Source organism: Rufibacter glacialis, from assembly GCF_008271745.1.
Classification (GTDB): Bacteria; Bacteroidota; Bacteroidia; order Cytophagales; family Hymenobacteraceae; genus Nibribacter; species Nibribacter glacialis.
The window spans coordinates 280406-296431 of record NZ_VKKZ01000024.1 but is presented as its reverse complement, the minus strand read 5'-3'; the positions used below and the strand labels follow the sequence as shown (position 1 = coordinate 296431).

Genomic DNA, 16026 nt, shown 5'->3' with positions numbered 1-16026 from the left:
TTACCATTAAAACAGAAAACCCCGCTACTGCTTGCGGGGTTTTCTGTTTTAGACTTGTTTTGGACTAAACGCCCTATAAGCCTTACGCGTTCTGCGCGTGCAAGGCGGCAAAATGCTGGTAGAACAACGGAATGGTTTCTATGCCTTTCATGAAGTTGAAAACCCCAAAGTGCTCATTAGGCGAGTGGATGGCGTCTGAATCCAGCCCGAAGCCCATGAGTACGGTGTCGGTTTCCAGCTCAGATTTGAACATGGCCACAATAGGAATACTGCCGCCGCTGCGCACCGGCACCGGCTTCTTGCCAAAGGTATCTTCCATGGCTCTGGCCGCCGCCTGATACCCCGCTGAAGTGGTAGGCGTCACTACCGGTTCGCCGCCGTGGTGCGGTTTCACCACCACCTTCACACTGGGCGGCGCAATAGATTCAAAGTGCTTCTGGAACAGCTCGCTTATTTCCTCTGAGGTTTGGTGCGGTACCAGGCGCATAGAGATTTTGGCAAAAGCCTTGGAGGCAATCACGGTTTTGGCGCCTTCGCCGGTGTAGCCGCCCCAGATGCCGTTCACGTCTAGGGTAGGTCTGATGGAGTTGCGCTCCATGGTGCTGTAGCCTTCCTCACCGTGCACGTCTGACAAGTCCAGGGCTTTTTTATAAGCATCAAGGCTGAAAGGTGCGCGTGCCATCTCGGCCCGTTCTTCAGCGCTCAGCTCCTCTACCTTGTCATAGAACCCGGGAATGGTGATGTGGTTGTTCTCATCGTGCAAAGAGGCAATCATCTTGCACAGGATGTTGATGGGGTTGGCCACTGCGCCTCCGTACAAGCCCGAGTGCAGGTCGCGGTTAGGGCCGGTTACCTCTACTTCATGGTAGCTGAGGCCGCGCAAGCCAGTGGTCACCGAAGGCACGTCATTGGCCAGCATGCCGGTATCAGAGATCACGATGATATCAGCTTTGAGGCGGGCTTTGTTCTCCTTCACAAAGGTGGCCAGGTTCACGGAGCCCACCTCTTCTTCGCCCTCAATCATGAACTTCACGTTGCAGGGCAGGGTTTGCTGCTGCATCATGGTTTCAAAGGCTTTCACGTGCATGTAGGTCTGGCCTTTGTCATCGCAGGCGCCGCGGGCGTAGATCTTCTCGTCTTTGATCACGGGCTCAAAAGGTGGCGAATTCCAGAGTTCATAAGGGTCTGCGGGCTGCACGTCATAATGGCCGTACACCAGCACGGTAGGCAGGGACGGGTCAATGATCTTATCGGCGTACACAATAGGGTTCCCGGCCGTCTGGAACAGTTGGGCGTTGTCGGCGCCGGCGGCGGCCAGTTTCTCTCTCAGGTATTCCGCCGCGCGTACCACGTCTCCTTTGAAAGAGGCATCGGCGCTTACAGACGGTATGCGCAGCAACTCCAGCAACTCTGCCAGAAACCGGTCTTTGTTCTGATCAATATAGGCTTTCATAGTAGGATATTAAAGGTGAAAGCCCCTTCTCTTTTACAGAAGGTGCTCCCAGGGTGAATGTATGAGTTCAGGGCTAGCCTTCTGTCGCGAAAAACTGATGCGGCTGTTTTTCACCTCTTTCCAGGAAAACAGGCGCTTATCAGGTTGCTGCCCCAAGGCTTATTTACTGTTGAAGGGATTGATGTTGGCTTTGCTTTCTACGCCCTGCAAGAGCCGGGTAATGTTCTTCTTGTGCGTGAGCACCACCATGATGGCTATAAAAATCCCGAAGATCAGCAGCAGCGGAGTATCAGGCTTGAACATGGGCAGCAGCAACAGCAACGGAAAAGCGATAGCCGCCAGCATAGAACTCAGAGACACGTATTTGGTGAGCAACAACACCACAATAAAAATACCCAGGCAGAGCAGCGCCACCTGTAAGTGCACGGCCAGCACCATGCCCATGAGCGTAGCCACGCCTTTGCCTCCTTTGAAGCCCACGTACACCGGGAATATATGCCCCAACACGGCCACCACGCCCAGAATCAGCTTGAACATAATCAACTGGTCGGGCTCAATCACGTTCCAGAGCACCAACAGGTGTGCCAGCGAGGTGGCGGCCCAGCCTTTGAAGATATCCACGGCCATGACAATGGAACCCGGTTTTTTGCCCAGCACCCTGAACGTGTTGGTGGCCCCGGCGTTTCCGCTGCCGTGCTGGCGCACGTCAATGCCGTAGTAACTTTTGCCCACCCACACTGCCGTAGGTATAGACCCAATCAGATACGCCAACAAAATGATCCCGCCAATAATGACTACCTCCATGCGCTTTTGGTGTTGTTTAGTTCTCTACTACGGAAAAAACCCTTGCCCTTCCGCCCTTATCTTCCTTCAAATATAGGAAAAGCCCTAGCAAAGGCCAATTAGACTCCCTTAAATGGAACATCCCGTTTTAAGGCAGATTTCTGAAAACCTGCCCTAAAACGGGATGCTGCTGAGTAACCTTCTCTGCCAGGGATCCTTAACCAGTTAGCTTAGTTTCCGGCCGGGTCAATGTCTGGTGGGGGTACTTCGCCTTTCTTCTTCTTGTCTTTCTTCTTTTTGCCCGAAGCATCTTCCTGCTCAGTTACCGGGGTTTCAAAGCCCGCCGGCACCACGTCCGGCGCTTCTTCCTTCTTCTTCTTTTTGTCTTTCCCTTTGGAATCCTGCGGCGGCGCTACCGGCGTGTCAAAGTCGGCAGGTGCGAACCCGGTGTCCACTTCGTCGGCTTTCTTTTTCTTCTTGCCCTTTTTGCCGGCATCTTCCTCTGGGGCGGTGTCAAAGGTGTTGTAGGTTGGTTGTGGCGCCGCTTTCAACGCCTCTTTGCCCAGGTACGTTTTCCGGAAGTAGTTCACGAACTCCATCTTGTCAATGTCTTCCACCGGATAGAAAGTGTAGGAACCACCAGCCATGCCCCGGCCTTTTGACTTGGAGGCCACGGCGGCATTGAACTGCGGATCAGAGGAAGCCATGCCCAGGCCGCCTTCATTGAAGCTGAAGTAATACCAGGAATACGGGTTCACCTCCAGGTACATAGAGACCACATCGCCGGCGGCACCCGCTTTGATTTCCATATGACCATTGATTTTGGCATTTACGTCTACTTTGTCAATACCGGCAATACTGATGGGTCCTACACTGTACCAGGCATTGTTCTTAGGTGACCACTTCAGGTTTACCTGGTTCAAGACCAGCGTATGAATGAGCTTAGGCGATATCTTGGAGAACGGCACGTAACCCTTGGCTGTGACCGTCTTGAAGTCTGCCACGCCATTGTCGCCTACAAAGGCGGCTAGCTTGTAGGGCAGCGTGGGGTTGTTCAAGTCCACACCTTCGGGCATGCCGGCCACATCTTTGGCTACTTTCTGCCCCATGCTTTCTATGGCCTGGCCAGGCGCATCAAAGTCAAAGGCCATAAAGGTATCCAGCTCATACCGGCTGCTGTCTGTGCGGCCGGTTCCGCTGCCCACGGTAGTCATCTTGAAGCCTCTCACGGGCTTGATGAGGTTGAACTGGCCCTCGTACCTGGCTTCTTTGGTTACGTCACTGTACTGGAGCACATTGCCAGTGTAGGAGTTCCCGTAGGCCCGGCCTTCATCGCCTAGTTTGTATTGCTTGTCTTCTTTGTTAAACGAAAGCTGCCCCTGTACCTCAAACACGTCCAGGTCATCTTCAAACTGTTTCTTGGAGACAAACGTGTTGTAGATCTTGCCAGAGGTGGTGTTGATATGGAGACCGGTTTTCAAAGGAGTACCATCGGCCAGGGCCGGGTTCTTGATTTCCAGTCGCACATCTTCCGGGTCTACGTTGCTACGTTTGTAAGGAAACCAGTCAGAGTTCTCGGTGCCGCTGAAGAGCATCTTAGCGTACCCGTCAAAATCCAGGGTCTTCTGGTTAGACGCCAGGGTCACGTTGCCGTGGTAGCGCACCTTTGGGATGATGAACAAAGTATCTTTCTCCTGCACCGTTCCCTGGGCCAGGAAGAAAGCGCCTCCTTTGCCTTCGTCTTTCTTGCCATCTGCCTTTTGCCAGGCAAACTTGTCAAACTTGATCTTGTACGCGTCGCCGCTGGTGTTGGTGAACGTGTAGATGGCGTTGCCCGTGAGGCCGAAGCGGTTGTCTATGTGGATCTCCCCCTTAGACATCTGGTGGAACTTCTGCACTGAGTCCATGGCCAGGCTGGCTCTCTGGAAAGTCTTCAGCTCGGCATCTTTCAGGAACTGCACCCGGTTGCTGTCCGGGATAACATAACTGTCCCCTACCGGGATATACGGTACGCCAGACGCCACCAAGGTATAGTTGGTGAAATCATACACGGCACTCTTGGCTTTGAAGCTGATGGAGTCATCGCCTGGTTTCATGGAGTAGAAGTAAGAGTCAGACCCCTCTGTGTTACCGTTGGACAGCATCAGCTTCTTGGTTTTGAAGTCCCATTTACCGGCAGCCAGAGAAGACTTATATTGGGCGAAGGGAAATTCAGTAGTGGCGCTTCCCTTGGTTTCAGCCCCGTATTCGGCGTAACCTTCATCCAGGCGGAAGTCCAGGTAAATATCATAGGTGGTAAGGGCGGGCTTCTTCTTGTCAGCCGAGGCGACTTCCATGCCGGCCTTGTTCCCATGAATAAGCCCTTTCTTGAACACGAACAGCGGTGATTTCATGGCCACCTCTTTGTTTTCCACCACCCCGTTACCAAATAACGAAGACGGCGTGAAACCCAGGGAGCCTTTGTAGGTAAACCGGTCGTTGAAGATGCTCATCAGCTCTTTCCCCACCGTGTGCACCAGCAAGGTGTCTTGGTAAGGGTGCCAGTTCATCTTAAAGGACTTGAACGACCCGCTGGGGTAGGAACCCTGCGCCATGGTTCCTTCTTTGAAGCTTCCTTTCTTGCCCACCTCAGTGATGGCTGAATCAAGGAAGAACACGAAAGCCGGCGAGTGCATGGTGGCCGTTTGGTAACTCAGTACTCCCCTTCCGCGCAGGCCTTTGGTATCTAGGGTTAGCGTGTCAGTGAAACGGCCTTTGCCCCCGTACACCGCAAAACCCGCTTTGGGCACCGGGTAAGAGAACCCTAAGGCTCCGTCTGGCTGCACCGCCAACTTCGTCTCAAAGGGCGGAAAAATACCCCCGGAATTGAAAGTGCCCGCAAACCCGATCACGTTGTGCTTGGTGCTAGCCATGCTGTCAATCTTGAACGGCGGAATATTGAAATACACGGTGGTATCATACACGCCGCCCAGGATTTCGGGTTTGTTGAAATACACCGTAGCCCCTGAGATGGCATCCAGGGCCGGGTAGCCCAAAGACTTCTTGCGGCCCGATTTGTTGTCTGGCCGGTTGAGGTACAGCTTGGCCTGGCCCTTGCCGCCCCGGTTCACCAGCGTGAAAGGCGTTTCCTTCTCTTTGCCGTCTTTGCCCTTGGTTCTGGTGGTTAACACCGTGGAGTCAATCTTAGCCAGGTCAATGAAGAAGCCGTCATAGTCAAACAGGAACTCTTTGCCCCGGAACGAGAAATCAGTGGACTTCACCTTGCCGTTGAACAGGATGTTGCGGTTTTTCTGGATGCGTACCGTCTGGCTGTCTGGTTCCGCGATCACGGTAGAGTCTGTGTGGAACGCGAAGGCTTTTACCCCGTGCAGCACCAGGTCTCCGGTGGCCAGGTCAAGGGTGGCGTTGCGGCCCGCCGGCGACAAGGCATTCAGGTTGATGTAATCGTAGTCTTTCTTGTCACGGGAAGCGTCTACGTAATGGTAGGCTTTGTCGCGCAGGTGCACATTCCCGCTCTTGGAATCATAGTCCAGGTAGTTGCTTTGCGAAAGGGTGGTAAGGGCATTGTGGAGGACTTCTTTCTTGATCTTGGTGTCCTCTGCCATCTCGTCTAAGGTAAAGTTCTTGGAACCGCGCTTGAGGGCATACCCCACGGTGGCATACAAGGGGTGGAAGTTGGAGATGGTCTTGATCTGCTGGAACCGGGTGAGCGTGAAGTACTCTTTGGAGTTCACCTGCACCGGCACCTCGTTTTTAGCCGTGAGGATAGAGAAGTCTATCTTAGGCTCGGTGATGTTCCAGGCCGCCATATCGGTGGTGAGCTCTACCTGGTGGTACGAGTGGTAGTACGGCGTGAGCTTGTAATGGCCTTCCTGGTTGATGAGCACCAGCCGTTTGCCTTGCTTGTTGTACTTGAACTTGACGCCCGGGTGGGTGATGGAATCTTTCCCCTGGAAAAGGGCCACCCCGGCCTCTGGGGCGGTGATTAAGCTGTCGTTTATGGTGTAGTTTCTGGAAGAAGCCCTGAATTTGGCGTCGCCTTTGTCTGAGACCCAGATGGTGGAAGGGCTGCCGTCCAGGGCGGCGCTCATCAGCGTAGCCCCAGATAGGGAGAGCCCGCCCAAGTATTTGATATCAGAACCGAAGCTTTTAATCTTGGCGTTGTTGGTGTGGGAGATAAACCGGGGATAACCGTTGTCGCCGTTGGCTTTGGGCCTGGTAAGGCGGTACTCCAGGTTTCCGCGGATGCTATTTTCCAGCACCGCCGGGTAGGTCAACGTTACGTCTTCGGCTTTGAAGGTGGGTTTGGCCACCTCAAAGGCCAGACCCTTGAACTCTGCCGTGGCATCACCGCCCAATTGGTTCCAGACCAGCTTGCCGCCTTTTCCTACGTACATGCCGTTGGCCAAGGAAACCGCGCCGTTGGCTTCTTTGATGGTCACCGAGTCAAAAGCCGAAGTAAGCAACAGGTCGGTTTTCTCCAGCACCACTACCGGCCCTGCCAGTACGGGCAAAGGAGCCGCAAAATACTCTTTCTCTACCACCGAGGCGGGTTCGGCCTTGGCCGGGGCAGGGGTTTCTTTTTTGGCGGCTGTTTTAGCACCCGCCGCAGACTTGGTGGTCTTGGCAGCGGCCGGTTTAGGCTTGGTTACCTTCTTAGGGGTTTCCCAAGCGGCCCAGGGATCTTCCTCTTCCTGCTTCACTACTTTCTTGGGCGCAGGCTTGGGAGCTGGAGCAGTTGCTTTGGCCGCCGGAGCAGCCACCGTTTTGGGCGAAGCCGTGGCCGGCGCTGGGGCCGGGTCGGTGCCCCAGCCTGCCTCAGCGGCGGGTTCTGGGGTGCCCTCGCGGTAGTCAAAAGAGAAGACGCCATTCACCGCCTGCACACCGTTACTGGGCCCTTTGAACAAGGTTTTGGTAGCCAGGAACTGGTGGGTGTTCGTCAAGAAGCGCTCATATACTTTCAAATCCTGCTTCTGCAACGTTTGCTCCATCACCTTCAGGAGTTGGTCCAGGTTGGCGCCGGTGTACTGGTGCAGGTTCACGCTGGAACCCAGCGCACCCAGAAAATGCTCAAAATGCGGACGGGCCTTGAGTTTCTTCTTCAGCATTTGTTGCCCCAAGTCCATAACTTTGGCCTTCTGGGAATTGCTGAGCTTGCCACTGCTCCAGGCGTTCTCAAACCCGGAACCGGTCTGCACGGCCGTCTGGTTCTTGGTACCGGCCATCATGGCCCGCAGGTCCAGCACAAACTGCTCCGGGTCATCAGCAGCCAGCTTGTAGTTCTGGGCCTGTCCGGAAACTGCGCACAAAAGAAAAATCAGAAAGAGATAGAAATGCTTCATAAGAGATAGGCGGGCTATTTGGTCTCTGTTTTCCTGAAAATGGCAGAAACCCAGTTGTTCTTGTCTCTGGAGGCCTCAAATTCTAGGCCAAGTTCAGTGGCTCTTTCCTGCAACAGCGGAAGGTCTTGGGTATAGAAACCGCTCAGCACCAACGGCTGGCCGGGCAGCAGGAACTGGCTGTACACGGGCATGTCTTCCAGCAACACGTTGCGGTTGATGTTGGCCAGAATAAGGTCAAAAGGAGCCTCTCCGTGCAGCACGGCAGCGTCTCCCAGGCGTACTTCCAGGGTGGTGCAGTTGTTACGCTCGGCGTTTTCGCGGGCGTTCTCTACAGTCCAGTCTTCAATGTCTACGCCCAGCACCTGGCGGGCACCCAATTGTTCAGCCATGATGGCCAGGATACCGGTGCCGCAGCCCATGTCCAGCACGCGTTTGCCGCTGTGGTCTAGGGTGAGCTGGTTCTCTATCATGAGGGTGGTGGTCTCGTGGTGCCCCGTCCCGAACGACATCTTGGGGGTAATCACAATGTCATAGGAAACGCCTTCGGGCTTGGGGTGGAAATCAGCGCGAACCGATACTTTTCCGGCGATCAACAGCGGCTCAAAGTTCTTCTCCCACTCCTCGTTCCAGTTCTGCTTGGCAATGCTTTTGGTCTGGTACGGGAACTCGCCGGCAAAGCTGTAGCGCGCCAGCACTTCCTGCACGGCTTCTTCAGAAAATCTATCTTCTTCAATATAGGCCTGAAACCCTTCTTCTGTTTCCTGGAAGGTGTCAAAGCCTAGTTCACCCAATTCAGCGATCAGGATTTCAGCGTATTCTGGAACTGCGGTAACCGTAACTTCAATAAAACTCATACTCGTGGTTATAAAAACTCTGCTATTAGACAGAGGCGCGGTAAATATTTCAACGAAAATAAGAGTAATATCTTGCGTTTTAGACTTATTTCTAGAAAAAGGGCCCAAATACGGGAGAAATCTTTTGACTCCTCCATCCGCCTTTCAGGCGACTGGACACGGCCCTAAAAACAATTTGGGCCTGTTTTCTATAAAACAGGCCCAAAACATATGGTAAAATCTATATAATTCCCGAAGCGCTTGTTCCCAAGCGCCTCCGCCGGAAACTAGAAAGATTTGATGATATCGGTGAAATCACGTGATTTAAGGGATGCTCCGCCAATGAGGCCACCGTCTACGTCTGGTTGCGAGAATAACTCCCTGGCGTTAGCGGGGTTAGCGCTGCCGCCGTACAGAATGGTTTTGTTGTAGGCCGCCTCGGCATCAAACAACCGCGACAGCTCTTCTCTGATGGAAGCGTGCATTTCCTGCGCCTGCGCGCTGCTGGCGGTTTTGCCGGTGCCAATTGCCCAGATAGGCTCATAGGCCACCACAATCTGGTCAAACTCCTCGTTGCTCAGGTGGGCCACCGTCTCCCGCAACTGCTGGGCTACGTACTTGAAATGGTCTTCGGCCTCGCGCACCTCCAGGGGCTCGCCGCAGCAGAAGATAGGCTTGATGCCCTGCGCCAGAGCAGCCTTCATTTTCTTCAGCAGCAGATCCGCGTCTTCTTGGTGGTATTGGCGGCGCTCAGAATGGCCCACCAGCACGTACTCCACGCCCACGGACTTCAGCATGGCCGCCGACACCTCACCGGTATAGGCTCCGCTTTCATGGGCGCTCACGTCTTGCGCGGCCAGGTGCATGCGCGGGTTTCCCTGGATCAACTTGCCTACCGAGTTCAGGAAAGGGAAAGGCGGCGTCACAATCACCTCCACGTTGTCATGGGTGACCTCGTCCTTTACCATGTTGTCAATCTCGCTTACCAGCGCCTGGGCATCTTGGTAGGTTTTGTTCATTTTCCAGTTGCCGGCAACAATGTTTTTTCTCATAGCCAAATAGTTGAATGAATGGAAGCGGCGGCTTGGCAAGCTCCCACGGTTTTAGGTTCTTTTTTAAGGAATCGGGGCAAAAACGAAAACATCTGTCTACGTCAACCCCATTCCTGAGCCGCTAAGTTAGCAATTTTGGGTTACCGTGCCGAGGTGCCTAAGACTGGAGCAGGGTCTAACGGGCCAAGGCCTGCCGGAAGACAGCGGGCAGGAAAATATTTTTCTCCACGGCATTCATGATCCGGAGGTCTTCCAAGAGGTGGGTTTCCTCGTTGAGGAACTTCAGGATGAGGCTGGCGGGCAGTTTGCTGAACATATCATGGAATACGCGCCAGGGTTCCTGCTTCTTTTCTAAAAGCACCCGCAAAAACACGCTGTCATAGAACGCGAACTTGTGTAAAGCCGCCTTGGAACCCGCCAACGGCTTCTTGCCCTGCGCCTGGTTTTTGGCAATGGCCGCGCACTGCCGCTGGATAAAGCTGAAGGTATACCCCGTAGAGGCCTTGGTGGCGCCGCCCGCCGTTCCAATGTTTACCACCCGTCCGCTCCCTTTGGAAAAAGGGGCATCGGTCATGGGAATGATCCCGAATTCTTCATGGGTGATCTCATACTGGGTAATGCCGAGGAAATCCCGAAGGTACGCTTGCAGTTCCTGGTCATATGCTTCCGGCGCCAGCGCTGCCTCAGAGAAACCGGTGTATTCGACCAGCGCCTCGTAGGCATTGATGGGCAAGACGTACATAAAGCGGCAATCCTGGTGCTGGGCCACCCGGAAGTCCATGAGTGTAGGTTCCTCAGGATTGAAGGCGGGAGCGGCTGTCTTAATGAAAACACCCTTGAAATGCTGCACCAGGTAATGCTTCTGCGGCAGTTTAGGGATCTGGAAGAGCACGCTGTTGAACACGTACGCTGCCTGGTACACCGCCTGTTTCCCCCGCACCAATCCAGAAGGCTCCAAGGCCAGAAGCTCATCTTGTCGGAACTCCACGTTTGGGAACCGCTTGATCAACTCAAAACAGTGCTGGTAAAACGAGAGGCTGTCCAACATTTTGTACCGGTACGGGCTGATGTCCAGCAACGCGGAGAACGCGGGGGAATGGAAGTGCAATTTGGCCCACTGGCTTTTAAGGCAGCTTTCAAATGGGCTTTGGCCGGTTTCCCAGAAGCACCAGGTGCGGTCGTTGGTTTGTTTCAGGTCCCGGTCCAGGAGCAGGATGCGCTTACTTTGGAGGTTCTGGTGGCCCAACAGATGGCATACCAGACTAAGGCCGGCGGCCCCGGCCCCGGCAATGATGTAGTCATACGTCATAGGGCTAGCGGCCATACACCAGTTCAGCTAAGTTGAGCAGCAGGAAAAACACGAACTGCACCAGCAGAAAATAGGGCGCAAACCGGTTGCGGGAGTTCCTGAGCAACGGAATGAGCACCAATGCAAACAGGAAACTGAACAGGTACCAACTCAGGTAATTCTGCAAAGGCGGACTGCCTCCGTGCCAGTACCAGAAGTCAAAGGTCTCACAGACCTTCTCAATCAGGAAATCGATGCTCACCGGAATAGCCGCCGCCACCGCCGCCTTCACCAGATAAGGTTTCTGCCATTGGTTGACTACCGCCGCCGCCGCAAAGCACAAAGCCGCCCAGTTCATACCAATCACCAATGGCACCTCCCGGAACTTGAACCCGAACGCATCACCGTAATGGTAGGCCCCAAACACCTTTCCCGTGGCCACGCCAATGATTTCCGCGGTCAAGCCCACCAGAAACACGGCCACCGTGCCTAGCACCATTTTAGCGGTGAGGCCCTGGTGGTTCCAAAACAACAGGCCCGTGGCCAGGATCAGGTTCAACGGCGTGTTGCCCAGGAACCATTCGCGGTACGGGGTGTAGAACCCGATGAGCCCACAAAAGTGGAACAGGCAGATGATGCCAATGGAAAGGGAAAGCTTACGGATAGGAAGAGGAGCGGTGAGTTCCTTCATTCTGGGCTAAGTTGGTGAAGCAAATGGCACAGGCAGCTATACGCCACCATGGCAATATAGTCAACCAGAATGAGATGGATTTGTTACGCCGGTGGAAAATGCGCTGGGGAATGAGAGGTAGAGAGAAGGAAAGCTTTGAAGCTGTAAAAACAGAAATCGTAGCGTCGTTACACTGTAACGACGGGTCTCCATGAAACAAGCCGCGCCTCTCCCTAATAAAGCCGTCCTGCCAGATAACCTAGTGGTTCCCGGGCGCGAAGAACGATCTTGGCGAAGATTGAGGCGTTTTTGCTGCGTAGAACCACGTCGTTACAGTGTAACGACGCTACGGTTTATGTTTTACAAATATTCCGCAGCCTTTCAGATTCATTCAAACGAAAAGACCTGTGAGGTTTTGGAAACCTCACAGGTCTAAATAAAATTCAGCCGTTTTTACCCCCTATTTCTCAAAAAAGACCGCTAAACAGATTTATAACTTTGGTTTCAAATACCGGCCGGTGTGGTTTTCTTCCTGCTTCACCAGTTCCTCAGGGGTGCCTTCAAACAGCAGGTGCCCGCCGTTGGTGCCGCCTTCCGGGCCAAGGTCAATGATCCAGTCGGCGCATTTGATGATGTCCATGTTGTGCTCAATGATCAGCACGGTGTTGCCGTTCTCTACCAGGGCATTCAAGGCCGTGAGCAGCTTGTTGATGTCATGGAAGTGCAGACCGGTGCTGGGCTCGTCAAAGATGAACAGGATATTGCCGTTGTGCGGAGTAGAGCCTTTGGTCAGGAAAGACGCCAGTTTCACGCGCTGTGCCTCCCCGCCCGACAAGGTGTTGCTACTTTGCCCTAACCGGATGTAACCCAAGCCTACATCTTGCAGCGGCTTCAGTTTCTCCAGGATCTTGGGCTGGTCTTTGAAGAAGATCAGGCTGTCGTCAATGGTCATGTCCAGCACTTCAGAGATGTTCTTTTCGTGGTACTGGATGTCCAGGATGTCCTGCTTGAACTTCCGGCCTTCGCAGGCCTCGCAGGTCAGGTAGATATCGGCCATGAACTGCATCTCAATCTTCACCTGGCCCTCGCCCTGGCATACTTCGCAACGGCCGCCCTCAATGTTGAAAGAGAAGTGCGACGGCTTGAACCCCCGGGCTTTGGCCAGCGGCTGATCGGCGTACATCGTCCTGATGGCGTCATAGGCTTTCACGTAGGTCACCGGGTTAGAGCGCGACGACTTGCCAATGGGGTTCTGGTCTACGAACTCCACGTGTGCTACCTTGTTGATATCACCGGAGAGTTTATCGAATTTACCCGTGGCATCGGCGTGGCCGCCTAAGGACTTGATAAGCGCCGGAGCCAAAATCTTCTTCACCAGCGTAGACTTGCCCGAGCCGCTTACGCCCGTGACCACGGTCATGATGTTGAGCGGGAATTTGGCGGTCACGTTCTTGAGGTTGTTCTCGCGGGCGCCGTGTACTTCCACGCAGTTGCGCCACGGCCGGCGCTGCGCCGGCACCGACACTTCCATGCGGCCACTCAGGTAACGCCCGGTATAGGTATCACTCTTGAGCAATTCCTGAAAGGTGCCCTGGAACATAAGGTTCCCGCCGCCGGAACCGGCCTCGGGGCCGATGTCCAATACTTGGTCAGCGACTTCCATCATGCCTTCCTCGTGCTCCACCACAATCACGGTGTTGCCCATTTCCTGCAAGCTGCGGAGCACGCCAATGAGCTGGTCGGCGTCTTTGGGGTGCAGCCCGATGCTGGGTTCATCCAGGATATACATGGAACCCACCAGCGCACTCCCCAATGAGGTAGCCAGGTTGATGCGTTGGCTCTCGCCCCCTGACAAAGTATTAGAAAGCCGGTTCAAGGTCAAATAACCTAAGCCAACGCGGGTGAGGTAGCTCAGACGGTTTGTCACCTCCGTCACCAGCCTATCGGCCACGGCCATGTCATGGGCGCTCAGGTTCAGGGTCTGGAAGAACTCCAGGGTTTTGGTCACGGGCATGAGCACCAGATCAGTGATGCTTTTGCCGTCTACTTTCACGTAACCCGCGTCTTTGCGCAGGCGTGACCCTTTGCAATCTGGGCAGGCGGTGCGGCCACGGTACCGGCTCAGCAGCACGCGGTATTGGATCTTGTGCGTCTGCGCCGAGATGTGCTTGAAGAAATCAGTCAGCCCGCCAAAGTATTTGTTTCCTTTCCAGAGCAGTTCCTGCTGTTCCTCGGTGAGTTCGTTGTAGGGCCGGTGGATGGGGAAATCAAAACGCACGCCGTTCTTGAGCAAGGGTTGCAGCCACTCGTTCTGCTTCTCAGTGCGCCAGGGCGCGATGGCTCCTTCATACACGGTGAGGCTTTTGTCTGGAATCACCAGATCCGGGTCTATGCCCAGCACACTGCCCCAGCCTTCGCAGGTCTGGCAGGCGCCGTACGGGTTGTTGAAGGAGAAGAAGTTCACGTTGGGCTCCTCGAACACCATTCCGTCCAGCTCAAAGCGGTTAGAGAACACGCGGGTTTCCTCGCCCAGGTGGATGTGGCACTCGTCGTGGCCTTCGTAGAAAGCGGTCTGCACCGAGTCGGCGAGGCGCATCTGGAGGCTTTCGTCTTCCTGATCCTGCTTGATCACAGTGCGGTCAATGAGAATGAACACCTTGCCTTTGGGCTCGGGCTTGCCCTCACCAATGAGCTCCTCAATAAAGAAGGGCTCATTGTTGAGCATCACCCTGGAATAGCCTTTCTGCAGCAACAAGTCCAGCTCTTTGCTCAGTTTGCGCTCCGGGGAACGTTGCAACGGCGCCAGGATCATGACGCGGGTGCCGTCTGGCAAGGTCATCAGGAAATCGACCACGCTGGTAACGGTGTCTTTTTTCACTTCCTGGCCAGAAACGGGGGAAATGGTCTTGCCGATGCGGGCGTACAGCAGCTTGAGGTAGTCGTAGATCTCGGTGCTGGTGCCTACCGTGGAGCGGTTATTCCGGATACTCACCTTCTGCTCAATGGCAATGGCCGGACTGATGCCTCGGATGTAGTCCACGTCGGGCTTGTCCATACGGCCCAGGAACTGGCGGGCGTAGGAGCTCAAGCTCTCCACGTACATGCGCTGCCCCTCGGCGTAAAGCGTGTCAAACGCCAATGATGACTTGCCTGACCCGGACAGCCCGGTGACCACAATGAACTGGTTGCGGGGCAGGGCCACGCTCAGGTTCTTTAAATTATGGACGCGGGCCCGCTTGATGATGATGTTCTCGCGGGCGTCTAGTGCGTCTATTGCTGAATCTTGTTGAATGAGATCTTCTGTCATAAGAAATTATAGCCTCTCCAGAACAACAACCGCGGCAGAATAATTCTGTTTCCCCGGGTTTAAAACAAGCGGAGGCCAAACCGCAAAGGTAGGCATACGCAACCGGATTTAGAAGGTCCATTCCCAGCCGGTTATAAGCTCCTTTTCTAACCATCTCCCGGAAACGCCAAACAAGAAACTTGCGGTTATTACGTAAACTTTGTAACTTTCTTGCCGTCCCTCTCGCATGAGAGAACCTATCACCTATTGTTTCACTTACAGTTAAAGTAGTACCACCATGGGAAAAGGAGATGTAAAAAGTAAGAAAGGCAAAATCAGCAAAGGCTCTTTCGGCAACAGCCGTCCTAAGAAAGCCAAAAACGCGGCCACCAAAGCCGCTAAGCTGGTTGTCAAGAAATAACAAAATCGCTCACTAGCAAGAAGAGGCCCTGCTGAAGCATTTCAGCAGGGCCTCTTTGTTTAGGATCTATTTACATTCAGGCTCCATTTCCCAAAACAGCCTGGAAACCCGCTGGTGGTTTTTCAAGCCTAATGAGGAAAATAGATTTCTACGCAGGATGCCCCGTTAAGCCAGTGGTTGTGGTAGTCTTGCCTCATTCCACCGCTAAGAATAGAAAAGCAGGAAATTTAGCGGCGGATGGTCTTTTAAGGCCTGTTTTCTTTAAACGGCCTCTAAACCAAAGGCATCTTACCTGTGGCTACGTTTGGCAAGCCGAAGAAGGGCTTCCGCCAAGGAGGCTATCCAGAAAATGCCTGTTTCCCACAAACCATTACCAAAACCCGGTTGGACTACCTATATTTGCTGCGGTTCCACCTCCAGCACCTTGAGACTCAGAGTTATCTTTTTTGCGGCTTACCTGTTCCTGGGCTCTCTGCTGCCCAACTCTGATCTGCATGAGCTTTCCAAAATCTCTTTCCTGCTGCAGCATTACCAGACCCACCAGGCCCTGAACGGGCCGCTGCGGTTTGTGGACTTCCTGGACATGCATTACCAGGGCGAGGAAAACACCCGGTCAGAGAACCATGACCAACTTCCGCTTAAACAGCTAGGCAACTCGGCGTACGACTTCTTTGTGGCCATGCCCTTGCTGCAATCCCCGCTGCGGGCGCTAGACCTGCAGGAACCCCAACAATACACCCTCTTCACGCCTTCTGTCCCTGATTTCTTCACGGGCAGCATCTGGCAACCGCCCCAGTTGGCCTAACCCCTCTTCCTGGATAGTTTTGCTGATTTTCCGGCAAATGCGCTACGCTGTTCCTGTCTTGTAAAAGGGCAGCTGGCCACGCATCTCTGCTGC

10 protein-coding genes are annotated in these 16026 nt (G+C 54.1%); 2 read left to right on the top strand and 8 right to left on the bottom strand.

Annotation, left to right across the window (positions count from 1 at the left end; genetic code table 11):
* Nucleotides 1–82: 82 nt before the first annotated feature.
* The 8 genes from FOE74_RS18975 to uvrA all read right to left on the bottom strand — a co-directional run bounded on the left by FOE74_RS18975 (nt 83) and on the right by uvrA (nt 14728).
* A complete protein-coding gene (locus FOE74_RS18975) occupies nt 83–1453 on the bottom strand; it encodes a dipeptidase (protein WP_149100204.1) in 1371 nt (456 codons plus the stop codon).
* A gap of 159 nt (nt 1454–1612) precedes the next feature.
* Nucleotides 1613–2257, bottom strand: a complete 645-nt coding sequence (gene plsY, locus FOE74_RS18970) for a glycerol-3-phosphate 1-O-acyltransferase PlsY (RefSeq protein WP_149100203.1) — start codon at nt 2255–2257, stop codon at nt 1613–1615.
* A 209-nt stretch (nt 2258–2466) separates the two neighbouring features.
* A complete protein-coding gene (locus tag FOE74_RS18965) occupies nt 2467–7578 on the bottom strand; it encodes a hypothetical protein (RefSeq protein WP_188686992.1) in 5112 nt (1703 codons plus the stop codon).
* A gap of 14 nt (nt 7579–7592) precedes the next feature.
* On the bottom strand, nt 7593–8432 hold the full coding sequence (prmA, locus tag FOE74_RS18955; protein ID WP_149100200.1) for a 50S ribosomal protein L11 methyltransferase: 840 nt from the start codon (nt 8430–8432) through the stop codon (nt 7593–7595).
* A 266-nt stretch (nt 8433–8698) separates the two neighbouring features.
* Nucleotides 8699–9463, bottom strand: a complete 765-nt coding sequence (gene tpiA, locus FOE74_RS18950) for a triose-phosphate isomerase (RefSeq protein WP_149100199.1) — start codon at nt 9461–9463, stop codon at nt 8699–8701.
* A gap of 175 nt (nt 9464–9638) precedes the next feature.
* A complete protein-coding gene (locus tag FOE74_RS18945) occupies nt 9639–10787 on the bottom strand; it encodes a lycopene cyclase family protein (RefSeq protein WP_149100198.1) in 1149 nt (382 codons plus the stop codon).
* The gene (locus tag FOE74_RS18940; RefSeq protein ID WP_149100197.1) at nt 10777–11442 is read right to left on the bottom strand and encodes a carotenoid biosynthesis protein; all 666 of its coding nucleotides are present in this window, start codon (nt 11440–11442) and stop codon (nt 10777–10779) included. The genes FOE74_RS18945 and FOE74_RS18940 overlap by 11 nt, the downstream gene beginning before the upstream one ends.
* Before the next feature lie 469 nt (nt 11443–11911).
* Nucleotides 11912–14728 carry an excinuclease ABC subunit UvrA gene (gene uvrA / locus FOE74_RS18935; protein ID WP_149100196.1) on the bottom strand — a complete coding sequence of 939 codons (2817 nt, stop codon included), beginning with the start codon at nt 14726–14728 and terminating at the stop codon, nt 11912–11914.
* Nucleotides 14729–15005: 277 nt separating this feature from the next.
* Here uvrA and FOE74_RS18930 point away from each other — a divergent pair, with 277 nt between their 5' ends.
* Entirely contained in the window at nt 15006–15128 is a 123-nt protein-coding gene (locus FOE74_RS18930) for a 30S ribosomal protein THX (RefSeq protein ID WP_149100195.1), read from the top strand.
* A gap of 424 nt (nt 15129–15552) precedes the next feature.
* Entirely contained in the window at nt 15553–15933 is a 381-nt protein-coding gene (locus FOE74_RS18925; RefSeq protein WP_149100194.1) for a hypothetical protein, read from the top strand.
* The last annotated feature ends 93 nt before the right edge of the window (nt 15934–16026 follow it).

Excerpts from the sequence above, each read along its gene's own strand:
- plsY (WP_149100203.1), bottom strand. The coding sequence starts at position 2,257 with ATGGAGGTAGTCATTATTGGCGGGATCATTTTGTTGGCGTATCTGATT.
- FOE74_RS18965 (WP_188686992.1), bottom strand. The coding sequence starts at position 7,578 with ATGAAGCATTTCTATCTCTTTCTGATTTTTCTTTTGTGCGCAGTTTCC.
- FOE74_RS18930 (WP_149100195.1), top strand. The coding sequence starts at position 15,006 with ATGGGAAAAGGAGATGTAAAAAGTAAGAAAGGCAAAATCAGCAAAGGC.
- FOE74_RS18940 (WP_149100197.1), bottom strand. The coding sequence starts at position 11,442 with ATGAAGGAACTCACCGCTCCTCTTCCTATCCGTAAGCTTTCCCTTTCC.
- prmA (WP_149100200.1), bottom strand. The coding sequence starts at position 8,432 with ATGAGTTTTATTGAAGTTACGGTTACCGCAGTTCCAGAATACGCTGAA.
- FOE74_RS18975 (WP_149100204.1), bottom strand. The coding sequence starts at position 1,453 with ATGAAAGCCTATATTGATCAGAACAAAGACCGGTTTCTGGCAGAGTTG.
- uvrA (WP_149100196.1), bottom strand. The coding sequence starts at position 14,728 with ATGACAGAAGATCTCATTCAACAAGATTCAGCAATAGACGCACTAGAC.
- FOE74_RS18945 (WP_149100198.1), bottom strand. The coding sequence starts at position 10,787 with ATGGCCGCTAGCCCTATGACGTATGACTACATCATTGCCGGGGCCGGG.
- tpiA (WP_149100199.1), bottom strand. The coding sequence starts at position 9,463 with ATGAGAAAAAACATTGTTGCCGGCAACTGGAAAATGAACAAAACCTAC.